This window comes from Streptomyces rectiviolaceus (assembly GCF_039533825.1).
Classification (GTDB): domain Bacteria; phylum Actinomycetota; class Actinomycetes; order Streptomycetales; family Streptomycetaceae; genus Streptomyces; species Streptomyces rectiviolaceus.
The window spans coordinates 1-19,333 of sequence record NZ_BAAAUG010000006.1; the positions used below are offsets into that span (position 1 = coordinate 1).

General features: G+C 70.9%; 17 protein-coding genes. 3 read left to right on the forward strand and 14 right to left on the reverse strand.

Features of this window, described 5'->3' with window-relative positions:
- From ABD378_RS00370 to rimP, 4 genes are all read right to left on the reverse strand, one after another.
- The coding region (locus tag ABD378_RS00370; protein ID WP_344518194.1) for a translation initiation factor IF-2 N-terminal domain-containing protein at positions 1 to 283 on the reverse strand (283 nt) is incomplete at its 3' end.
- Between the two features lie 145 nt (positions 284 to 428).
- Positions 429 to 719 (reverse strand): YlxR family protein, encoded by a 291-nt coding sequence (locus ABD378_RS00375; protein ID WP_344518195.1) that lies wholly within the window; start codon positions 717 to 719, stop codon positions 429 to 431.
- Between the two features lie 111 nt (positions 720 to 830).
- Positions 831 to 1,829: a transcription termination factor NusA gene (gene nusA / locus ABD378_RS00380; RefSeq protein WP_344518197.1), complete on the reverse strand. Its 999-nt coding sequence runs from the start codon at positions 1,827 to 1,829 to the stop codon at positions 831 to 833.
- 2 nt (positions 1,830 to 1,831) lie between these two features.
- A complete protein-coding gene (rimP, locus tag ABD378_RS00385) occupies positions 1,832 to 2,332 on the reverse strand; it encodes a ribosome maturation factor RimP (RefSeq protein ID WP_344518198.1) in 501 nt (166 codons plus the stop codon).
- A 231-nt stretch (positions 2,333 to 2,563) separates the two neighbouring features.
- Here rimP and ABD378_RS00390 point away from each other — a divergent pair, with 231 nt between their 5' ends.
- From ABD378_RS00390 to ABD378_RS00400, 3 genes are all read left to right on the forward strand, one after another.
- Positions 2,564 to 3,091, forward strand: coding sequence for a hypothetical protein (locus tag ABD378_RS00390; RefSeq protein ID WP_344518199.1), 528 nt, complete (start codon positions 2,564 to 2,566; stop codon positions 3,089 to 3,091).
- 42 nt (positions 3,092 to 3,133) lie between these two features.
- The gene (locus tag ABD378_RS44080; RefSeq protein ID WP_486389296.1) at positions 3,134 to 3,529 is read left to right on the forward strand and encodes a DUF4439 domain-containing protein; all 396 of its coding nucleotides are present in this window, start codon (positions 3,134 to 3,136) and stop codon (positions 3,527 to 3,529) included.
- A gap of 27 nt (positions 3,530 to 3,556) precedes the next feature.
- Entirely contained in the window at positions 3,557 to 4,450 is an 894-nt protein-coding gene (locus ABD378_RS00400; protein WP_344518200.1) for an aminoglycoside phosphotransferase family protein, read from the forward strand.
- A 197-nt stretch (positions 4,451 to 4,647) separates the two neighbouring features.
- Here ABD378_RS00400 and ABD378_RS00405 read toward each other — a convergent pair whose 3' ends face one another.
- The 10 genes from ABD378_RS00405 to ABD378_RS00450 all read right to left on the reverse strand — a co-directional run.
- Entirely contained in the window at positions 4,648 to 6,345 is a 1,698-nt protein-coding gene (locus ABD378_RS00405; protein WP_344518201.1) for a proline--tRNA ligase, read from the reverse strand.
- Positions 6,346 to 6,453: 108 nt separating this feature from the next.
- On the reverse strand, positions 6,454 to 6,999 hold the full coding sequence (locus ABD378_RS00410; RefSeq protein ID WP_344518202.1) for a GNAT family N-acetyltransferase: 546 nt from the start codon (positions 6,997 to 6,999) through the stop codon (positions 6,454 to 6,456).
- Between the two features lie 74 nt (positions 7,000 to 7,073).
- A complete protein-coding gene (locus ABD378_RS00415) occupies positions 7,074 to 7,922 on the reverse strand; it encodes a GNAT family N-acetyltransferase (RefSeq protein WP_344518203.1) in 849 nt (282 codons plus the stop codon).
- Positions 7,923 to 8,256: 334 nt separating this feature from the next.
- A complete protein-coding gene (ispG, locus tag ABD378_RS00420; protein WP_344518204.1) occupies positions 8,257 to 9,414 on the reverse strand; it encodes a flavodoxin-dependent (E)-4-hydroxy-3-methylbut-2-enyl-diphosphate synthase in 1,158 nt (385 codons plus the stop codon).
- Between the two features lie 163 nt (positions 9,415 to 9,577).
- Positions 9,578 to 10,879 carry a M50 family metallopeptidase gene (locus ABD378_RS00425; protein ID WP_344518205.1) on the reverse strand — a complete coding sequence of 434 codons (1,302 nt, stop codon included), beginning with the start codon at positions 10,877 to 10,879 and terminating at the stop codon, positions 9,578 to 9,580.
- Positions 10,876 to 12,141, reverse strand: coding sequence for a 1-deoxy-D-xylulose-5-phosphate reductoisomerase (dxr, locus tag ABD378_RS00430; RefSeq protein WP_344518206.1), 1,266 nt, complete (start codon positions 12,139 to 12,141; stop codon positions 10,876 to 10,878). The genes ABD378_RS00425 and dxr overlap by 4 nt, the downstream gene beginning before the upstream one ends.
- Before the next feature lie 130 nt (positions 12,142 to 12,271).
- Positions 12,272 to 14,218, reverse strand: coding sequence for an acyl-CoA dehydrogenase family protein (locus tag ABD378_RS00435; protein ID WP_344518207.1), 1,947 nt, complete (start codon positions 14,216 to 14,218; stop codon positions 12,272 to 12,274).
- Between the two features lie 222 nt (positions 14,219 to 14,440).
- Positions 14,441 to 15,886: an aldehyde dehydrogenase family protein gene (locus ABD378_RS00440; protein WP_344518208.1), complete on the reverse strand. Its 1,446-nt coding sequence runs from the start codon at positions 15,884 to 15,886 to the stop codon at positions 14,441 to 14,443.
- A gap of 136 nt (positions 15,887 to 16,022) precedes the next feature.
- On the reverse strand, positions 16,023 to 17,609 hold the full coding sequence (locus ABD378_RS00445) for a PucR family transcriptional regulator (protein WP_344518209.1): 1,587 nt from the start codon (positions 17,607 to 17,609) through the stop codon (positions 16,023 to 16,025).
- A 205-nt stretch (positions 17,610 to 17,814) separates the two neighbouring features.
- The coding region (locus tag ABD378_RS00450) for an ATP-binding protein (RefSeq protein ID WP_344518210.1) at positions 17,815 to 19,333 on the reverse strand (1,519 nt) is incomplete at its 5' end.

Below are 19,333 nucleotides of genomic sequence, written 5' to 3' on the forward strand. Positions count from 1 at the left end.
CGGCCGGACCCGGACGGGCGGCCTGCGCGGGAGAGGAAGACGCCGAGCCCGAGGGGGCCGGCGGCTTGGGGGCGGCCTGCTTGCGCGGCGCCCCGGGCTTGGCGGCGGCCTTGCCGTTGCCACCACCCTGGTTCAATGCGTCAGTCAATTTGCGTACAACGGGCGCCTCGATCGTCGAGGACGCCGAACGTACGAATTCACCGAGTTCTTGGAGCTTGGCCATGACGACCTTGCTCTCTACGCCGAACTCCTTGGCGAGCTCGTATACCCGGACCTTAGCCACTTCGCTCCTTTTAGGTCCGGGTTACGCCGGACCGTCGCTACTTCATGGGCGTACTCATCGCGTGCTCATCGAGTGCTCATCGCAATCTCGACCTACTTCCAACTCGCGGAATACCAGGGCCGCGCGGGGTTCCGCGCGACCTTCCTTACGGTGTTGCCTGCTGGGCAACTGTCTCGACGACTCGGCGCAAATCCGCCGTGTCGAGCGGGCCCGGGGCCTTGAGGGCCCTCAGGAACGCCCGGCGTCGGACCGCCAGGTCGAGACAGACCGGGACGGGGTGGATATACGCACCCCGGCCGGGCAGCGTACCGCTTGGATCGGGGGCGCAAGCGCCCTCTTTCGCCACGATGCGCAGCAGATCGCTCTTGGCCGCTCGCTCCCGGCACCCCACACAGGTGCGTTCAGGGCATGCGCGGGCTTGCGTCCGGCCAGACACGATTAAGTCTACCTCCCCGCACCGACCTCACCCCTTTGGGGCAAAAATCGAACGGTTGTTGTCTTGATCAGGACTCGATCAGTGCCCGACCAGTGCCCGATCAGCACCCGGTCAGGACTCCGGGGAGTCCTGGTCCTGCTCGGTGTCCGGGCGGATGTCGATGCGCCAGCCCGTGAGCCGCGCGGCGAGGCGGGCGTTCTGGCCCTCCTTGCCGATCGCGAGGGACAGCTGGTAGTCGGGCACCGTCACCCGCGCGGAACGGGCCGCGAGGTCGACGATCTCCACCTTGCTGACCCGCGCCGGGGAGAGCGCGTGGGCGACCATCTCGCCCGGGTCGTCCGACCAGTCGACGATGTCGATCTTCTCGCCGTTGAGCTCGGCCATGACGTTGCGCACACGCTGGCCCATCGGGCCGATGCAGGCGCCCTTGGCGTTCAGGCCCGAGCGGGTCGAGCGCACCGCGATCTTGGTCCGGTGACCGGCCTCGCGGGCGATGGCCGAGATCTCGACCGAACCGTCGGCGATCTCCGGCACCTCGAGCGCGAACAGCTTCTTGACGAGGTTCGGGTGCGTGCGGGAGAGGGTGACCGAGGGGCCACGGACGCCCTTCGCCACCCGGACGACGTACGAACGAAGGCGGAGGCCGTGGGCGTACTCCTCGCCCGGCACCTGCTCCTGCACCGGCAGGATGGCCTCGAGCTTGCCGATGTCGACCAGCACGTTCTTCGGGTCGCGGCCCTGCTGGACGACGCCCGTGACGATGTCGCCCTCCCGGCCCGCGTACTCGCCGAGGGTCGCGTCGTCCTGGGCGTCGCGCAAACGCTGCAGGATGACCTGCTTGGCGGTCGTCGCGGCGATGCGGCCGAAGTCCGACGGGGTGTCGTCGAACTCCTTGGCCTCCTGGCCCTCTTCGAGGTCCGCCGGGTCCTCTGTCGCCCACACCGTCACATGGCCGCTTTCGCGGTCCAGCTTCACGCGTGCGCGACGGAAGCTGCCGTCGGTTCGGTGGTAGGCGATGAGGAGAGCGGACTCGATCGCCTCGACCAGCAGGTCGAAGGAGATCTCCTTCTCGCGGACCAGACCCCGCAGGGCACTCATGTCGATGTCCACGGCTACGCCTCCTCTTCCTTCTTGTCCTTGCGGCTGAACTCGACCTCGACGCGCGCCTTGGCGATCTCGTCGAAAGCGAGCCTGCGGGCGGTGGGCTTGCGCCCCTTCACGCCCGGTACTTCAAGATCCACACCTTCGTCGTCCACCTCGAGGATGCGGGCGATCAACTCGTCGCCGCCCTCCGTCAGCTGGAACTTCACCAGGCGGCCGACGGCGCGCAGATAGTGGCGGTGCTCCGTCAGCGGGCGCTCCGCGCCCGGGGAGCCGACTTCGAGGGTGTACTCCCCCTCGCCCATCGCGTCGCTCTCGTCGAGCTTCTCGGAGATTTCGCGGCTGATCTCAGCGATCTGATCCAGGTCCACGCCGTCGTCGGAATCGACGACGACTCGCAGCACCCGCTTGCGCCCGACCGAGGCCACTTCGATCTCTTCGAGATCAAGTTCCTTCGAGCTGACGAGCGGTTCCAGCAGTTCTCGCAGCCTCTCGCTCTGGGTGGTGCTCATCCGGGTGACTCCTCGGCCGCGTGTGCTGTTGTGGGATCGTCGCGTGTCAGGTCAAAGGGTATCCGGTCCGGAGGGGTGTTGCCGCCCGCTGTCCGGCCGCTGTCCGCCCGGCTTCGAGCCGCTCACGAGTACGAGGGCAGCCCGAAGGTACGGTGATCACCGGGCTCGCGCCCGGCTTCGCCCACCATCTGACTGCCTGCCTTTCTGGCCTTCCTGCCGAGGACGTCTGCTGTGCCGTCGTATCCCACCCCCTCGCACGCCCGCTCGGGCCCGCGCCGCAGGAGTCTGCTGACCGGCGCCGCAGGAGCGGCCGGGGCCGTGCTGCTCTCGGGCTGCTCGGACTCCGACCCCACGGACGAGCGTCCTTCCGCCGCCGCACGGCTGCGCGCGCAGGCCGCCCGGGACAGCGGTGAGCTGCTCGGGCGGTACGACGCCGTCCTCGCCGCGCATCCCTCGCTGGCCGGTCGGCTCGATCCGCTGCGGGCGGAGGTGAAGCGGCACGAGGCGGCCTTCGCCGAGGGATCCGCTCCCCCGTCACCCTCGGGCTCCCCCTCCACGTCCGCCTCGCCCACCCACAAGCCCTCCGTCCCCAAGGACGAGAAGGACGCCGTGCACGCGCTCGCCAAGGCCGAGCGGGAGCTGGCGAAACAGCGCGGGGACGCGCTGCTCGACGCGCCGGCGGAGCTGGCCAGGCTGCTCGCGTCGGTGGCGGCGGCGGGCGCCGCGCACGCGTATCTGCTGACGGAGGGCGACAAGTGAGCGATTCCAAGGACGAGTTGAGGGCGGTGCAGGCCGCTCTGGGTGCCGAGCACGCCGCTGTGTACGGCTTCGGGGTCGTCGGCGGCCGGATCGGCGAGGACCGCAGGGCGGAGGCGCGCACGGCGTACGACGCGCATCGCGCACGGCGCGATGAGCTGCAGCGCGCCGTGCGCGACCTGGGCGGCGAGCCCGANNGCGCTGCCGTTCGCGGTGCCGGACCCCGCGGCGGCCGAGCGGCTCGCGACGGCGCTCGAGGAACGGGTCGCGGGGGTCTACTCGGATCTCGTACGCGCCTCCACCGGCGCCCGGCGAGGGCACGCCGCCGAGGCGCTGCGGGAGGCGGCGGTCCGTGCGGCGCGGTGGCGCGGCGGGAGCGTAACCTTCCCTGGTCTCGCCGAGCGGGCCGCCACGCCCCGTTCCTCGGCACCCAAGGTCTGACCCGCTCAGGAAGGGAACAACTCGCGTATGGCTCTCGAACCGCCCCAGCGTCTCGTCACCGCACTCGGTGAGACGGCGCAGGACGGCGACGACTGGCTGGAGAAGCTGCCCGAGGCAGCTGAACAGGCCGTCGCTCTACGTGAGTTGACCGTCGAGCGGGTCCACGTGCCCGGTGGGCGCAGCGGGCTCGTCGTCCTGGTGCGCCTCGCCGACGGCACGCCCGCGGTCCTGAAGCTGGTGCCGCCGAGGTCGCGGCCCGCGAGCGAGCGGGCCGCGCTCGCGCACTGGGACGGGTTCGGTGCCGTACGGCTCCTGGACCCGTCCGCCACGGACGGGGCGCTGTTGCTCGAGCGACTGCACCGCGATGTCTCGGTCCGCTCGCTGCCCGAGGCCAAGGCCTTGCTGGAAGCGGCGGGGACGCTGCGGCGGCTGTGGGTGGAGCCGCCGGCGGACCACCGCTTCGAGACGGTCGCCGAGCGGACGGGGCGGCAGGCCGACGCGATGCGGGCGTCTGCCGACGGGGAGGTCGCGCCGCTGGTGGACGCCGCGCTCGCCGCGCGGGAGGAGCTGCTCGCGGGGGAGCCTGAGGTGCGGCTGCTGCATGGCACCTTCCGGCAGAGCAAGGTGCTTCAGGGGGATCGGTTGCCGTGGCTGGCCGTGGGGCCCGACCCCGTGGTCGGGGAGCCCGCCTTCGACCTGGCGCGCCTCGTACGCGACCGCGTCGAGGACCTGATCGCGTCCCCCTCGGGGTCTTCGATCACTCGTCGCCGGGTGAAGAAGTTGGCCGAGTCGCTGGATGTGGATCAGGAGCGGTTGCGGGGGTGGACGCTGTTCCGTGCGGTGGAGTCCGGGGTGCGGGCTCGCCGTGTTGGGCGGGAGCAGGATGCGGAGCTGTTGCTGGAGTTCGCGGGGTGGCTGTAAGGGCGGGTTCTTTTCCCCAACCCCGCCCCTTCCCGAAAACCCGCTCTGGCGCGGGGGCCTTGCTTGCCGTCATCACCGGCTCCGCCGAGTTCGTCCTCAAACGCCGGACGGGCTATTTCAGCCCGGCCGGCGTTTGAGGCCATCTTTTCGGGGGTCCAGGGGGCCCGCAGGGCCCCAGCCCCAGACCCCAGCCCGACTTAGGCCGTCAGACGCGCCACAGCCTCGGCCACAGTGAGCTCCTCGCGCTCCCCGGTCCTGCGGTCCTTCAGCTCCACGACGCCCTCGGCAGAGCGGCGGCCCGCCACCAGGATGGTGGGCACACCGATCAGTTCGGCGTCGGTGAACTTCACGCCGGGCGAGACGCCCGCACGGTCGTCGACCAGCACCCGCACACCCGCCGCGTTCAGCTGCTCGGAGACGTCGAGCGCCAGCTCCGTCTGGAGCGCCTTGCCCGCGGCCACCACGTGGACGTCGGCGGGGGCGATCTCCCGGGGCCAGCACAGGCCCTTGTCGTCCGCCGTCTGCTCGGCGAGCGCCGCCACCGCGCGCGAGACGCCGATGCCGTACGAACCCATGGTCACGCGGACCGGCTTGCCCTGCTGGCCGAGGACGTCCAGCTGGAAGGCGTCGGCGAACTTGCGGCCCAGCTGGAAGATGTGGCCGATCTCGATGGCGCGGTCCAGCTGCAGTCCTGTGCCGCACTTGGGGCAGGGGTCGCCCTCCTCGACGACCACGACGTCGAGGTAGTCGTCGACCTCGAAGTCACGGCCCGCGACGACGTTCTTCGCGTGCGTGTTGATCTTGTTCGCGCCGGTGATCCAGGCCGTGCCCGGCGCCACCCGCGGGTCGGCGATGTAACGGACCTTCGCCAGGCCCTGCGGGCCGACGTATCCGCGTACGAGATCGTCGCGGCCCTCGAAGTCCTCGGCCGTCACCAGCTCCACGACGGCGGGCGCCAGGTGCTCGCCGAGCTTGCCGAGGTCGACCTCGCGGTCGCCGGGGACACCCACGGCGACGATCTCGCCGTCGACCTTGACCAGGAGGTTCTTCAGGGTCGCCGATGCGGGCACGCCGAGGTGGGCCGCGAGCGTCTCGATGGTCGGGGTGTCGGGGGTGTCCAGGTCCTCGACCGGGCCGTGCGCCGAGCCGTCGACGGTCTCGGTGGCCACGAAGGACACCGCCTCCGTGTTGGCCGCGTAGTCGCACGCGGGGCAGTCCACGAACGTGTCCTCGCCGGCCGGTGCGGGCGCCAGGAACTCCTCGGATGCCGAGCCGCCCATCGCGCCGGAGACGGCGGAGACGATGCGGTGGTCAAGGCCGAGGCGCTCGAAGATCTTGATGTACGCGGCGCGGTGCAGGGCGTACGACTCGGCGAGGCCCTCGTCCGTCGTGTCGAAGGAGTACGAGTCCTTCATCTGGAACTCGCGGCCACGGAGCACACCGGCGCGGGGACGGGCCTCGTCGCGGTACTTCGTCTGGATCTGGTAGAGGATCACCGGCAGGTCCTTGTAGGACGAGCACTGGTCCTTGACGATCTGGGTGAAGATCTCCTCGTGGGTCGGGCCGAGGAGGTAGTCGGCGCCCTTGCGGTCCTTCAGGCGGAACAGCAGGTCGCCGTACTCGTCGTAGCGGCCCGTCGCGTCGTACGACTCCTTGGGCAGGAGCGCGGGCAGGAGGACCTCCTGGGCGCCGATGGCGTCCATCTCCTCGCGCACGACGTGGGTGATGTTCTCCAGGACCTTCTTGCCGAGCGGCAGCCAGGACCAGATGCCGGCGGCGGTGCGGCGGACGTATCCGGCCCGGACGAGCAGCTTGTGGTTGAGCGTCTCGGCGTCCGCCGGGTCGTCGCGCAGTGTCTTGATCATCAATCGGGACATGCGCTGGACCTGGGCCATGGTGATCTCCTGCGGGATGGGGGTCCCCCCTGCTCGAGCGAAGCCGAGAGCTTGGGGGAGGGTGATGTGCAGGAGGTTAGCTGCGGCTAGGGCACGTGTGGAAATCGGTTAGACGCCGGGCCGCCTCAGCGGGAGCGGCGCGCCCATCACCGCGTACGGCTTCGGGGCGCTGGGGAACTGGACGTTGCGGGCCAGGTCCGCGTACCCGAGGGAGCGGTAGAGGCCGCGTGCGGGGCTCTCGGTGTCGATCGCGGAGAGGATCGAGCGGGGCTGGCGGACGGCGTCCGTGATGGTGGTGATGAGCGTGCGGCCGACTCCGCGGTTCTGGTGGCCGGGCTGCACGTGGAGCTCGGTGATCACGAAGGAGTCGTCGAGCCAGTCGTCCAGGTCCTGGGCCCGCAGGTACGGCTCGACGACCGTGGACCACCAGTGGCCGCGGTCGTTGGGCATGCCGTAGACGAAGCCGACAAGCCGCCCCTCGGTGGTGGTGGCGCCGAGCGCGCGGGCGCCGGGGTAGGTGATGTGCCGCAGCACGATCTGCCGCCGTACGGCCACCTCGTCGTCGCTGAGCCCGAAGGCGTGGGCCTGTACCCGCAGCGCTTCGTCCACGTGCGTGGCGAGGTCCAGCGGCCCGATCACGACGTCGTCAGTCATGCGCCGAACTTTAACTCGCTGACGGGGGTACGCGAGGAGTGCGGTGTGAGACGCGGGCGAGCTGGACGGGGGAGCTAGAACAGGACGCTCATGAACGCCCCGACCTCCTGGAACCCCACCCGCCGGTACGCCGCCCTTGCCGCGGTGTTGAAGTCGTTGACGTAGAGGCTGACGACCGGGGCCACGTCCGCGAGGGCGTAGCGCAGGACGGCCGCCATGCCCGGCGCCGCGTAGCCCTGACCGCGGTACTCGGGGGCCACCCAGACGCCCTGCACCTGGCAGGCCTGCGCCGTGGCCGCGCCGATCTCGGCCTTGAAGATGACCTTGCCGTCGCGGTCGAGGCGGGCGAACGACCGCCCCGCGCCGACCAGTTCGGCGACCCGCGCCTGGTAGAGGAGGCCGCCGTCGCCGGAGAGCGGCGAGATGCCGACCTCCTCGGTGAACATCGCCACGCACGCGGGCATGATCGTCTCCATCTCGTCCTTGCGGACGCGACGGACGTACGGATCCGGGGTGATGGCCGACGGCAGCCGGTCGGTGACCATCAGGGGCTGCTGGGTACGGACCTCGCGGGCGGGGCCCCAGGACGGTTCGAGCAGCCGCCACAGCTGGGCGGTGGGCTCGGCGGGGCCGACGATGGAGGAGCAGCGGCGGCCTGCCCTGCGGGCGCGGTCCGCGAAGGCGCGAATTGCTCGCGGGGTCGCGCAGATGGGGACGAGGTTGGCGCCCGCGTAGCAGAGCGACTCCAGCATTCCGTCCTGGTACCAGCCCCACATCTCGCCGCCGAGCCGCCACGGGTCGAGGCCCGCGACCCTGACCCGGGAGGCCACGAAGGCGTTGGCCACCGGCTCGCGGTCGAGCACGGCGAGCGCGGCGTCCAGGTCACTCGGTTCGAGGACCCTGGTGGTGGTCTGAGTCAACACGTGCGGGGGCCTCACCAAACGGTCTGCTGATCTCCGCACTGTACCTGGCGGGGGCGCCTTGTGCCGTGGGGTCGCTTGGAGGGGGCTTTGTCTCCCTCCCCTGCGGGCCGGTGGGTGCCTCCCTGCGGGTGGCGGGTGGCTTTTCTTCGCCGCTTCGCGGCGGGTTTCCCACCCGCCCGCCCGATTGCCCCGGGGTGCTCGGGTGGGTGGGCGGGAGGCATCCGTCGCGAAGGGGCGGTTCGGGGCGGAGGCGGCCGCAGGCAAAGGCGCAGCCGCCGCCAGGCGCACGTGGGCCCCGCCACCGAACCGGTGGCGGGGCCCACGTGAACGCGTACTAGCCGGCGACGGCGACCGTCGGCTCCCCGGAGGGGATGCCGTCCTTCTCCATCTGCTCGGCGATCTTCAGCGCCTCTTCGATGAGGGTCTCCACGATCTTCGACTCGGGGACGGTCTTGATGACCTCGCCCTTGACGAAGATCTGGCCCTTGCCGTTGCCGGACGCGACGCCGAGGTCGGCCTCGCGGGCCTCGCCGGGGCCGTTCACGACGCAGCCCATGACGGCGACGCGGAGGGGGACCTCCATGCCGTCCAGGCCGGCGGTGACCTCTTCGGCCAGCTTGTAGACGTCGACCTGGGCGCGGCCGCAGGACGGGCAGGAGACGATCTCCAGGCGGCGCTGCTTGAGGTTGAGGGACTCCAGGATCTGGAGGCCGACCTTGATCTCCTCCACCGGCGGGGCGGAGAGGGAGACGCGGATCGTGTCGCCGATGCCCTCGCTCAGCAGCGCGCCGAAGGCGACCGCCGACTTGATCGTGCCCTGGAAGGCGGGACCGGCCTCCGTCACGCCGAGGTGCAGGGGGTAGTCGCAGGCGGCGGCAAGCTGGCGGTAGGCGTTGACCATGACCACCGGGTCGTTGTGCTTGACCGAGATCTTGATGTCGCTGAAGCCGTGCTCCTCGAAGAGGGATGCCTCCCAGAGGGCGGATTCGACCAAGGCCTCCGGGGTGGCCTTGCCGTACTTCTGGAGGAGGCGCGCGTCCAGGGAGCCCGCGTTGACGCCGATCCGGATCGGGGTGCCCGCGTCGTTCGCGGCCCGCGCGATCTCCTTGACCTTGTCGTCGAACTGCTTGATGTTGCCCGGGTTCACACGGACGGCGGCGCAACCGGCGTCGATCGCCGCGAAGACGTACTTCGGCTGGAAGTGGATGTCGGCGATGACCGGGATCTGCGACTTCCGCGCGATGGTGGCGAGCGCGTCCGCGTCGTCCTGCGTGGGACAGGCGACCCGCACGATCTGGCAGCCGGACGCCGTGAGTTCGGCGATCTGCTGCAGCGTCGCCCCGATGTCGGACGTACGCGTCGTCGTCATCGACTGCACCGACACCGGTGCGTCCCCGCCGACGGCGACCGTACCGACCTGGATCTTGCGGCTGACACGGCGGTCGGCGAGCTTGGTCGGTACGGACGGGATTCCGAGAGAAACGGCAGTCATCTGGCGTGCATCCCCAAGGTGTGGATCAAGGTCCCGAGATCGGCGGGCTCCAGACCTCGAGATTACGGCACCCCACAGCGCCCGGGCACATCCCGCCCCCAAGTCCACCCAATGGTGGGCGACCGGACACATAGAGTGCCCGGTCGCCGCAAACTTCACATTGCTAGGAGATTCTCACTGGGTTAACCACGTCCGCGATCAGGACGAGGATCGTGAAGCAGATGAAGATTCCGGCCACGACATAGGCGACGGGCATCAGCTTCGCGACGTCGAAGGGGCCCGGGTCGGGCCGCTTCAGGAGCTTGGCAGCCTTGCGCCGCACCGACTCCCACAGCGCTCCCGCGATGTGCCCGCCGTCCAGCGGCAGCAGCGGCAGCATGTTGAACAGGAACAGCGAGAGGTTGAAACCCGCCACCAGGAACAGCATCATCGCGATCTGGTTCTCCGGCGGGATGTCGAGCGTGAAGACCTCGCCGCCCACGCGGGCCGCGCCGACGACGCCCATCGGGGAGTCCTGCTTGCGGTCGCCGTCCCCGAAGGCCGCGTCCCACAGGTCGGGGATCTTGGACGGCAGTGCGATGAGCGACTCGACGCCGTTCTCCATCATGTCGCCCATGCGGCCCACGGAGTCGCCGAAGCCCTGCTGGACGATGCCGGTGGCGGGGGTGAAGCCGAGGAAGCCCGCGGAGACGTACTTCCCCTCGACATAGCCGCCCTCGCCGTCGGTCTTGCTGACCTGGTTCTTGATGAGGTTGGCGTGCAGGTCGACCTGCTTGCCGTCGCGCTCGACCGTGATGGTGGCCGGGCCGATCGTCTCGCGGATCTTCCCCTGGAGCGCTGACCAGTCGTCGACGGGCTGCCCCTGGAAGGCCACGATCTTGTCGCCGAGCTTCAGGCCTGCCGCCTTGGCGGGCGCGACCGTGTCGCCCTTCTCGCACTTGGTGCGGTTCTCGCTCTGCTGGATGACGCAGTCGGACACCTTGCCGACGGACGTCGTCTGGGTGCTGATGCCGAAGGTCATCATCACGCCGAGGAAGATCACCACGGCGAGGATCAGGTTCATGAACGGGCCCGCGAACATCACGATCACGCGCTTCCACGGCTTGCGCGTGTAGAAGAGGCGGGTCTCGTCGCCGGGCTTGAGCTCCTCAAAGGCGGCCGACCGCGCGTCCTCGATCATGCCGCGCCAGGGGGACGTCGAACGTGCCTCTATGCGGCCGTCCGGACCCGGCGGGAACATGCCGATCATGCGGATGTAGCCGCCGAGGGGGATGGCCTTGATGCCGTACTCGGTGTCGCCCTTCTTGCGCGAGAAGATCGTCGGGCCGAAGCCGACCATGTACTGCGGCACGCGGATGCCGAACAGCTTGGCCGTCGACAGGTGGCCCAGCTCGTGCCAGGCGATCGAGAAGAGCAGCCCGACCGCGAAGACGACTATGCCGAGGATCATCATCAAGGTCGTCATGCGCGGGCCTCCGCGGTCGCTTTCGCCGTAAGTTCACGGGCCCGGGCGCGCGCCCAGGTCTCCGCTTCGAGGACGTCCGCGACGGTCAGGGAAGTTCCCGACGCTGCCATGCCCGGGTCACCGTGTTCGGCGACGACCTTGGTGACGGTCTCCATGATCCCGTTGAAGGGCAGGGCGCCGTTCAAGAACGCGTCCACGCACTCCTCGTTGGCGGCATTGAACACTGCCGGGGCCGTGCCCGCGAGCTTCCCCACGTGCCGGGCGAGCCCGACCGACGGAAAAGCGTCGTTGTCGAGGGGGAAGAACTCCCAGTTGGAGGCCTTCGTCCAGTCGAAGGCGGGAGCGGCGTCCGGCACGCGCTCGGGCCAGCCGATGCCGATGGCGATCGGGCCGCTCATGTCGGGCGGCGTGGCCTGGGCCAGCGTCGATCCGTCGGTGAACTCGACCATGGAGTGCACGTAGGACTGCGGGTGGACCACGACCTCGATGCGCTCGAAGGGGATGTCGTAGAGGAGGTGCGCCTCGATGACCTCCAGGCCCTTGTTGACGAGCGTCGCGGAGTTGACGGTGATGACCGGGCCCATGGCCCAGGTGGGGTGCGCGAGCGCGTCGTCCGGCGTGACGTTCGCCAGATCGGCCTTCGTACGTCCCCGGAACGGGCCCCCGGAGGCCGTGACGACCAGCTTGCGCACGTCGGCGCGGGTGCCCGCGGCGAGCGCCTGGAAGAGCGCGGCATGCTCGGAGTCGACGGGGATGATCTGCCCCGGCTTCGCGAGCGCCTTCACCAGCGGGCCGCCGACGATCAGCGACTCCTTGTTGGCGAGCGCGAGGGTGCGGCCCGCTTCGAGCGCGGCGAGCGTGGGCGCGAGCCCGATGGATCCTGTGATGCCGTTCAGGACGGTGTGGCACTGCGACGCTGCGAGCTGCGTGGCCGCGTCGGGCCCGGCGAGGATCTCGGGCAGCGGCTCGGCGCCGTACTGCCCCTTCAGCGCCTCGCGCAGCGCCGGTACGACGTCCTCGCGGGCCACGGCCACGGTCCGCACCCGCAGTTGCCTGGCCTGCTCGGCGAGCAGTGCGACGCGGCCGCCGGCGGCGGAGAGCGCGGTGACGCGGAAGCGACGGGGGTTGCGCAGGACGAGATCGATGGCCTGGGTGCCGATCGACCCGGTCGAGCCGAGGATGACGATGTCCCGCGGGCCGTCCGTGACGACGGGGTCGAAGACGAGATGCGGGTCGGCGAGGGGGGCTGGACTGTCGCTCATCCCCCCATTCTTGCTTGGGCGGCGGCGTGCGGGTGCACTGCGCCCCGATCCGGTCGGCCGAAATCGTGTTCCGGGGCGTTCCTGTGGGAGCGAACGCCCCGGAGAGCGCGTCGGCGGATGTCAGCGGATGTCAGCGGATCGGGCGGTGGACGTTCTCCCGGGTGCTCGGGCCCGGCGTGGCATCCGCGATCCACGGGCCTTCGCCGCTGGGGTCGACGACGCCCGACTCCAGCCAGGTGTACGTGCCGGACAGGACGCCCTTGACCACCTTGCGGTCGATGTCATCCGTGTTGGTCCACAGGCGGTCGAAGAGCTCGTCGACGCGGATATGGGACTGGCGGCAGAACGTGTCGGCCAGCTGATAGGCCTCGCGGCCGTGGTCCTCCGTCGTCCGCAGCAGCTCGGCGCGTACGCACGCCGCGCTCATCGCGAAGAGTTCGGCGCCGATGTCGACCACGCGGCCCAGGAAGCCCTGCTTGGTCTCCATCTTTCCCTGCCAGCGCGACATCGCGTAGAACGTCGAGCGGGCCAGCTTGCGGGCCGTGCGTTCCACGTAGCGCAGGTGTGGGGAGAGGTCCGCGTGGCCGCTGGGGTGGAACTCGGCGTACGAGCGCGGGAGCTGGCCCGCGCCCGTGACCAGTTTCGGCAGCCAGCGGGCATAGAAGCCGCCTGCCTTCGCGCCCGCCTTCGCCTTGTCGGAGAGGGACTTGTCCGGGTCGATCAGGTCGCCCGCCACCTTCAGGTGCGCGTCCACCGCCTCGCGGGCGATCAGCAGGTGCATGATCTCCGTCGAGCCCTCGAAGATGCGGTTGATACGCAGGTCGCGCAGGACCTGTTCCGCCGGGACCGCGCGTTCGCCGCGGGCCGCGAGGGACTCGGCGGTCTCGAAGCCGCGGCCGCCGCGGATCTGCACCAGCTCGTCGGCCATCAGACAGCCCATCTCCGAGCCGTACAGCTTGGCGAGCGCCGCCTCGATGCGGATGTCGTTGCGGTCCTCGTCGGCCATCTGGGAGGAGAGGTCGAGTACGGCCTCCAGGGCGAAAGTCGTCGCCGCGATGAAGGAGATCTTCGCGCCGACCGCCTCGTGGAGCGCGACCGGCTTGCCCCACTGCTCCCGCGCGCCCGACCACTCACGGGCGATCTTCAGGCACCACTTGCCCGCGCCGACGCACATCGCGGGCAGCGAGAGGCGGCCGGTGTTGAGGGTCGTCAGCGCGATCTTCAGGCCCGCGCCCTCCGGGCCGATGCGGTGCGCCGCCGGGACGCGGACCTGGTGAAAACGGGTCACGCCGTTCTCCAGGCCGCGCAGGCCCATGAAGGCGTTGCGGTGCTCGACGGTGATGCCGTCCGCCGCGGCCTCCACGACGAAGGCCGTGATGCCGCCCTTGTGGCCATCGGACTTCGGCACGCGCGCCATGACGACCAGGAGGTCCGCGACCACGCCGTTCGTGGTCCACAGCTTCACGCCGTCCAGGACGTACGAATCGCCGTCCGGTACCGCCATGGTGGCAAGCCGCGCCGGGTCGGAGCCGACGTCCGGCTCGGTCAGGAGGAACGCGCTGATGTCCGTGCGGGCGCAGCGCGGCAGGAACTCGTCCTTCTGCTCCTGGGTGCCGAACTGCTTGAGCGGCTGCGGTACGCCGATCGACTGGTGGGCTGAGAGCAGCGCGCCGATCGACGGGTTGGCGGAGCCGACGAGGGCCAGCGCCTTGTTGTAGTAGACCTGCGTGAGGCCCAGTCCGCCGTACTTCGTGTCGATCTTCATGCCGAGCGCGCCGAGTTCCTTGAGGCCGTTGATCACCTCGTCGGGGATCTTCGCCTCGCGCTCGATGCGGGCCGAGTCGATCTTCGTCTCGCAGAAGTCGCGGAGCTTGGCGAGGAACTCCTCGCCGCGCCGGGCGTCCTCGTCGGCGGGCAGGGGATGCGGGTGGATCAGGTCGAGCCGGAAGCGGCCGAGGAAGAGTTCCTTGGCGAAGCTGGGCTTGCGCCAGTCCTGCTCGCGGGCGGCCTCGGCGACCTGCCTGGCCTCGCGTTCGGTGACGGACGGCCCGGAAGGGGGTGGGGTTGGTGCGGACATTGAGGAGCTCACCTCGCCGCGAAGGGGGCCGATCGGCTCCGATTGACCCGATCTTGACCCGGTCGGTTACTGACTGGTGCTACTCGATCGTATGGATCGTATGTACCCGATTCGTTCTGAGCCCACCAGTCCTCGCGCAGCGTTCGGCGCATCGCGTCCTCGCACACGAGAACGGCCGGAGCCCCCGCACAGTGGGCTCCGGCCGTTCGGTTCGAGAGCTGCTTACAGGTCGAGGCCCGTCATGACCATGACCCGCTCGTACGTGTAGTCGTCCATCGCGAAGCGGACACCCTCGCGGCCCACGCCGGACTGCTTGACGCCGCCGTACGGCATCTGGTCGGCGCGGTAGGAGGGGGCGTCGCCGATGACGACGCCGCCGACCTCAAGGGCGCGGTGCGCGCGGAAGGCGGTCTGCAGGTCGTGCGTGAAGACGCCCGCCTGGAGGCCGTACTTGGAGTCGTTGACGGCGGCGAACGCCTCCGCCTCGCCGTCCACCTTCTTGATCGTGAGGACAGGTCCGAAGACCTCCTCGCAGGCGATGGTCACGTCGGCCGGTACGTCGGCGAGGACGGTCGGCGCGTACGAGGCGCCGTCCCGCTTGCCGCCGGCGAGCAGCTGGGCGCCCGCCTGGACGGCCTCGTCGACCCAGGACTCCACGCGCTTGGCGGCGTCCTCGTTGACGAGCGGGCCGACGTCGGTCTTCGGGTCGGACGGGTCACCGGTGACCTGGCCCTCGATCGCCTTGAGCACGCGCGGCACGAGCCGGTCGTACACGGAGGCGTCGGCGATGACGCGCTGCACCGAGATGCAGGACTGGCCGCCCTGGTAGTTGGAGAAGGTCGCGATGCGCGAGGCCGCCCAGTCGAGGTCCTCGTCGGAGGAGAAGTCGGACAGGACGACGGCGGCGCCGTTTCCGCCGAGCTCCAGGGTGCAGTGCTTGCGCGGCACCGAGTCCATGATCGCGTAGCCGACCTTCTCGGAGCCGGTGAAGGAGATGACGGGGAGGCGCTCGTCCTGCACGAGGGCGGGCATCTTCTCGTTCGCGACCGGAAGGACCGACCAGGACCCGGCGGGCAGCTCGGTCTCGGCGAGCAGCTCGCCGATGAGGAGGCCGGAGAGCGGGGTCGCCGGCGCCGGCTTGAGGATGATCGGCGTGCCGGACGCGATGGCCGGGGCGATCTTGTGGGCGCAGAGGTTCAGCGGGAAGTTGAACGGCGCGATCCCCAGGACGACACCCTTGGGGAAGCGGCGGGTGAAGGCGAGACGCCCCTGGCCACCGGCGTCGGTGTCGAGGCGCTGGGCCTCGCCGCCGTTGAACCGGCGGGCTTCCTCCGCGGCGAACCGGAAGACGGAGACGGCACGGCCGACCTCGCCACGGGCCCACTTGATCGGCTTGCCGTTCTCGGCGGAGATGAGCTGGGCGATCTCTTCCGTCCGCTCGACGAGCCTGCGGCTCACGTGGTCGAGGGCGGCGGCCCGCACGTGCGCCGGGGTCGCGGCGAACTCGTCGCGCACGGCGTACGCGGCGGCGACGGCCTCCTCGACCTGGGCGTCGGTCGGGACGGCAGCCTTGCCGACGACCCGCCCGTCCCAGGGCGATGTGACGTCGAGAGTGGTCTCACCGGTGGTCTGGCGACCGGCGAGCCAGAAGGCGTGGTTGGAAGTCATGTCGATTCCCGGCCCTTCCGCGAAGGTGTGTCTTGGGGGGTACGTTCCCCACCGTAGGGGCGGTATGGGCGCGGAGTGTTTGTCCGACGCGGAGTACTGACGGGGTGGCCCGCGCCGCTTTGGCAGGGGCCCGCGGCTACTCCGTACCGCTCGAAGTCGCCTTCAGAGACAGCCACAGCTCCATGCGGACGTCCGGGTCGTCCAGGGAGCGGCCCAGGATCTCCTCGACCCTGCGCATGCGGTAGCGCAGCGTGTGGCGGTGGACGCCCAGCTCCGCCGCTGCCGCGTCCCACTGGCCGTGGCGCGAGAGCCAGGCGCGCAGGGAGGCGATCAGGTCGCCGCGGCCTGTGGCGTCGTGTTCGTACAGGGCGCGCAGCAGACCGTCGGCGAACGCCCGCACCGCGTCGTCGGCGAGCAGCGGCAGGACCGAGCCCGCCGCGAGGTCCTCGTGCTCGACCAGCGCGCGGCCCCGGCGCCGGGCGATGGACAGCGCCTGGTCGGCCTGCTTGTACGCGGTGGCCGCCGCGATCGGTCCCGCGGGCGCGGAGAGGCCGAGGAGGAGCGCCGCCTCGTCGCCCGCACCGCCCTCCGGCACCTCGGAACGCCCGGCCTCCAGCGTCTGCGCGTACGCGACGCACGCCGCCGCGCCCGCGCCGCCGTCCACGACGAGCAGCACGAGCCGCTCGCCGTAGGGGACGACGAGGAGCGCCTCACCGGCGCGCGCGGCGGCCGACTCGACGGCCTCGGTGAGCCCGGCGAACGGGTCGCCGTCCTCCGGGGCGGAGGCCGGGACCTCCGCGACCACCAGGCGGAACGGCGCGTCGAGCAGGCTCCCGTACAGCTCCCCCGCCACCGTGCGGGCGTGGTCAGGCTCCCCGGCGAGCAGCATCCGAAGGACCGCGGAGCCGACCCGGGTCTCGGCGGCCTGCAGCGAGCGGTTGCGCTCCGTGGTGAGGGTGAGCAGCGCGATGGCGGAGTGCAGTGCGTACCGCTCGGCGGTGCCGAGGGTGGATGCCGTGCCGACGGCGAGCGCGGCGCGGGGCCGCCGTCCCGTGCCGATGGAGTGCAGCTCCACCCGGTCCTCGGCGCCCGCGACGACCGCGCTTGCGGGCGCGGCCCCGTCGCGCAGCCGCTCGCCGTCGGAGGTGAGCCTGGCGGCCCTGCGGGACGCCCACTCGGGGGCCGTTGCGACGACGGCGCCGGACGCGTCGTACAGCGCGGCCCAGCCGTCCACCTGTCCGGCGAGCGCGCCGAGCAGTCCCTCGGGGCCGTCGCTCAGTGCCTGCTTGGTCAGCTCGCGCTGGGCCGCGAAGCCCGCCGTCACCGCGCGGTACTGGTCGGCGGCGATGGCCGCGGAGACGGCCTTGCTGATGGCGAGGAAGGGGGTGCGCCGCGGCACCTCCAGAAGCGGAAGCCCCTCGTCCGCCGCGGCGGCGACCAAGGCCTCCGGGATGTCCTTGTAATGCACCCCGACCGCGAACCCGAGCCCGACGACTCCCGCCGCCGCGAGCCGCTTCACATAGCGGCGCATCGCCTCCGGGTCCTCCGCGTCCAGCTTGAGCGCGGTGATCATGAGGAGCTCGCCGCCCTCCATGTAGGGCACGGGGTCGGTGAGCTCACTGGCGTGTGCCCAGCGCACGGGCGCGTCCAGATGTTCCTCACCCGCGCGCACGGTGAGTTTCAGCGCGGAGTGGTGGACGAGGGAGGCGAGCGTGGGCGGCATGGGACCTTCAGGTCTGGTCAGCAGGTCAGGGCGGCAGGTCTGGCGACGGCGGGTGAGGCGAGCGTCCCGGTCGGCCATTGAATCCCGGACGAGATGTGGATCTTTTGGCCGGTACGTATGAACGACCTGTGTCGATTCTGCCTCACCGTACGGTACGCACGGGACCGGTTACCCCGTACGCACATCCCTACCTACGCCCCTACGGCTAACCCCGAAGATCTACCAACAGGGGCGGCGCGTGCTCCCCCCGCACATCCGTCAACGAAAGCACCGCATGCCCCGCGGGCACCCCGTGCGCCAGTTCGGAGGCTGACCACCGCTCGCGCTCGACCTGGCGGACGGTCACGGCGCGCGCGGTCGGGGCGTTGCCGGTGATCACGCGACGGAGCATGTGCACCGTCTTGCCTAGCGGGGTCTCGGCGATGATCTGCCGGTCGGTGACGTCCCGCGCCTCGATCCACTCCTTGCCCCAGACCTCCGCGAAGTCCTGCCCGTCCCACGGGGTGAGCCCGGACAGCGCCATACGGCAGCCGATCGAGCCGAGCAGCGGGGTGCGCAGCGGGCGGGGTGCGTCGTCGAGCGTACGCAGGGTCAGCACGACCCCGGCGTTCGCGGACCGCAGCCGCTGCAGACTGCGTACGGACTCCGGGGTGACCGTCCCCGTCGCGTCGTCGAGGACGAGACAGGCGAAGAGCGAGCGGTCCTCGCGGGCGGCGGCGCTCGCCATGAACTGGGCGAGCATCAGCCGGGCGAGGATCCGCGACGCGTCGGCGTGACCGCGCTCGGGGAGGTCGATACGGACGCGTACGGGGTGGTCGAGGGCCCGCAGCGAGAAGGGCGTGCTCTGGCCCGACGTGTCGAAGAAGGAGGCGAAGGCCGGGCGGTCGAGCAGCGCGATGCGCTCGGCGATGACGGCGCCCGGGTCGCCGGGGTGACCCAACTGCCGCTCGCGGGCGTCGAGTTCCCGCAGCATCGCCTCCTGCCCCGACTCCTGGAGCGCCTTGCGCAGCGCGCCGAGCGGGCCGGGGGATCCGTCGAGCAGTGCGCGCAGCTCGGGCACGGAGGGGAAGCGGCGGTGCACGGCGTGATAGGGGCCCAACAGCTGGGCGAGCACGGTCGTGGAACGGCGGCTGTCGGCTCCGGGGTGCGGGTCGACGAGGTCGCCGACGAGGGCCTCGGCGAGCACGGCCGCCGCCTCGTCGGGGTCGTTCGTGCCGCCGTACAGGTCGAGGTCGTACACGGAGTCGGGGTGCCCGATCCGCACCACCACGTCGTAGTCGTCGGCGGGCCCGAGCCCGGCGCCCGCGGCCCCGACCACGACCACCGCGGCCCGCCCGGCGAGCGCCCCCAGGCACAGCGACTCGGCGACCGGCCACACCACACCACTCGTCTTGCCGGACCCGGCGGGCCCCACGGCGAGCAGCGAGGTCCCGAGCAGCTCGGGCCCGATCCCGAGACCGGTCCCCCGGTACGCGTACGGGTTGCGCGGATCGTCGGCGGTCGTGCCGAGCCGCACCTGCGCCGTGGCGAGGTCGTGGCGGGCGGCGCGGGCGGGCAGGTCCCGGACTCCGGAGGGATGGGCGCAGGCGGCGGCCCCGTCCCGTACGACGGAGTCGCTGAACGCGGAGAGGCTGTTGCGCCCCGCCCGCACGGACCGCCAGGCGCGCGTGATCCGGGCGTGGTCGACGTCCCGCATGAGCCCGGCGCGCGCATCGGCGGCCAGC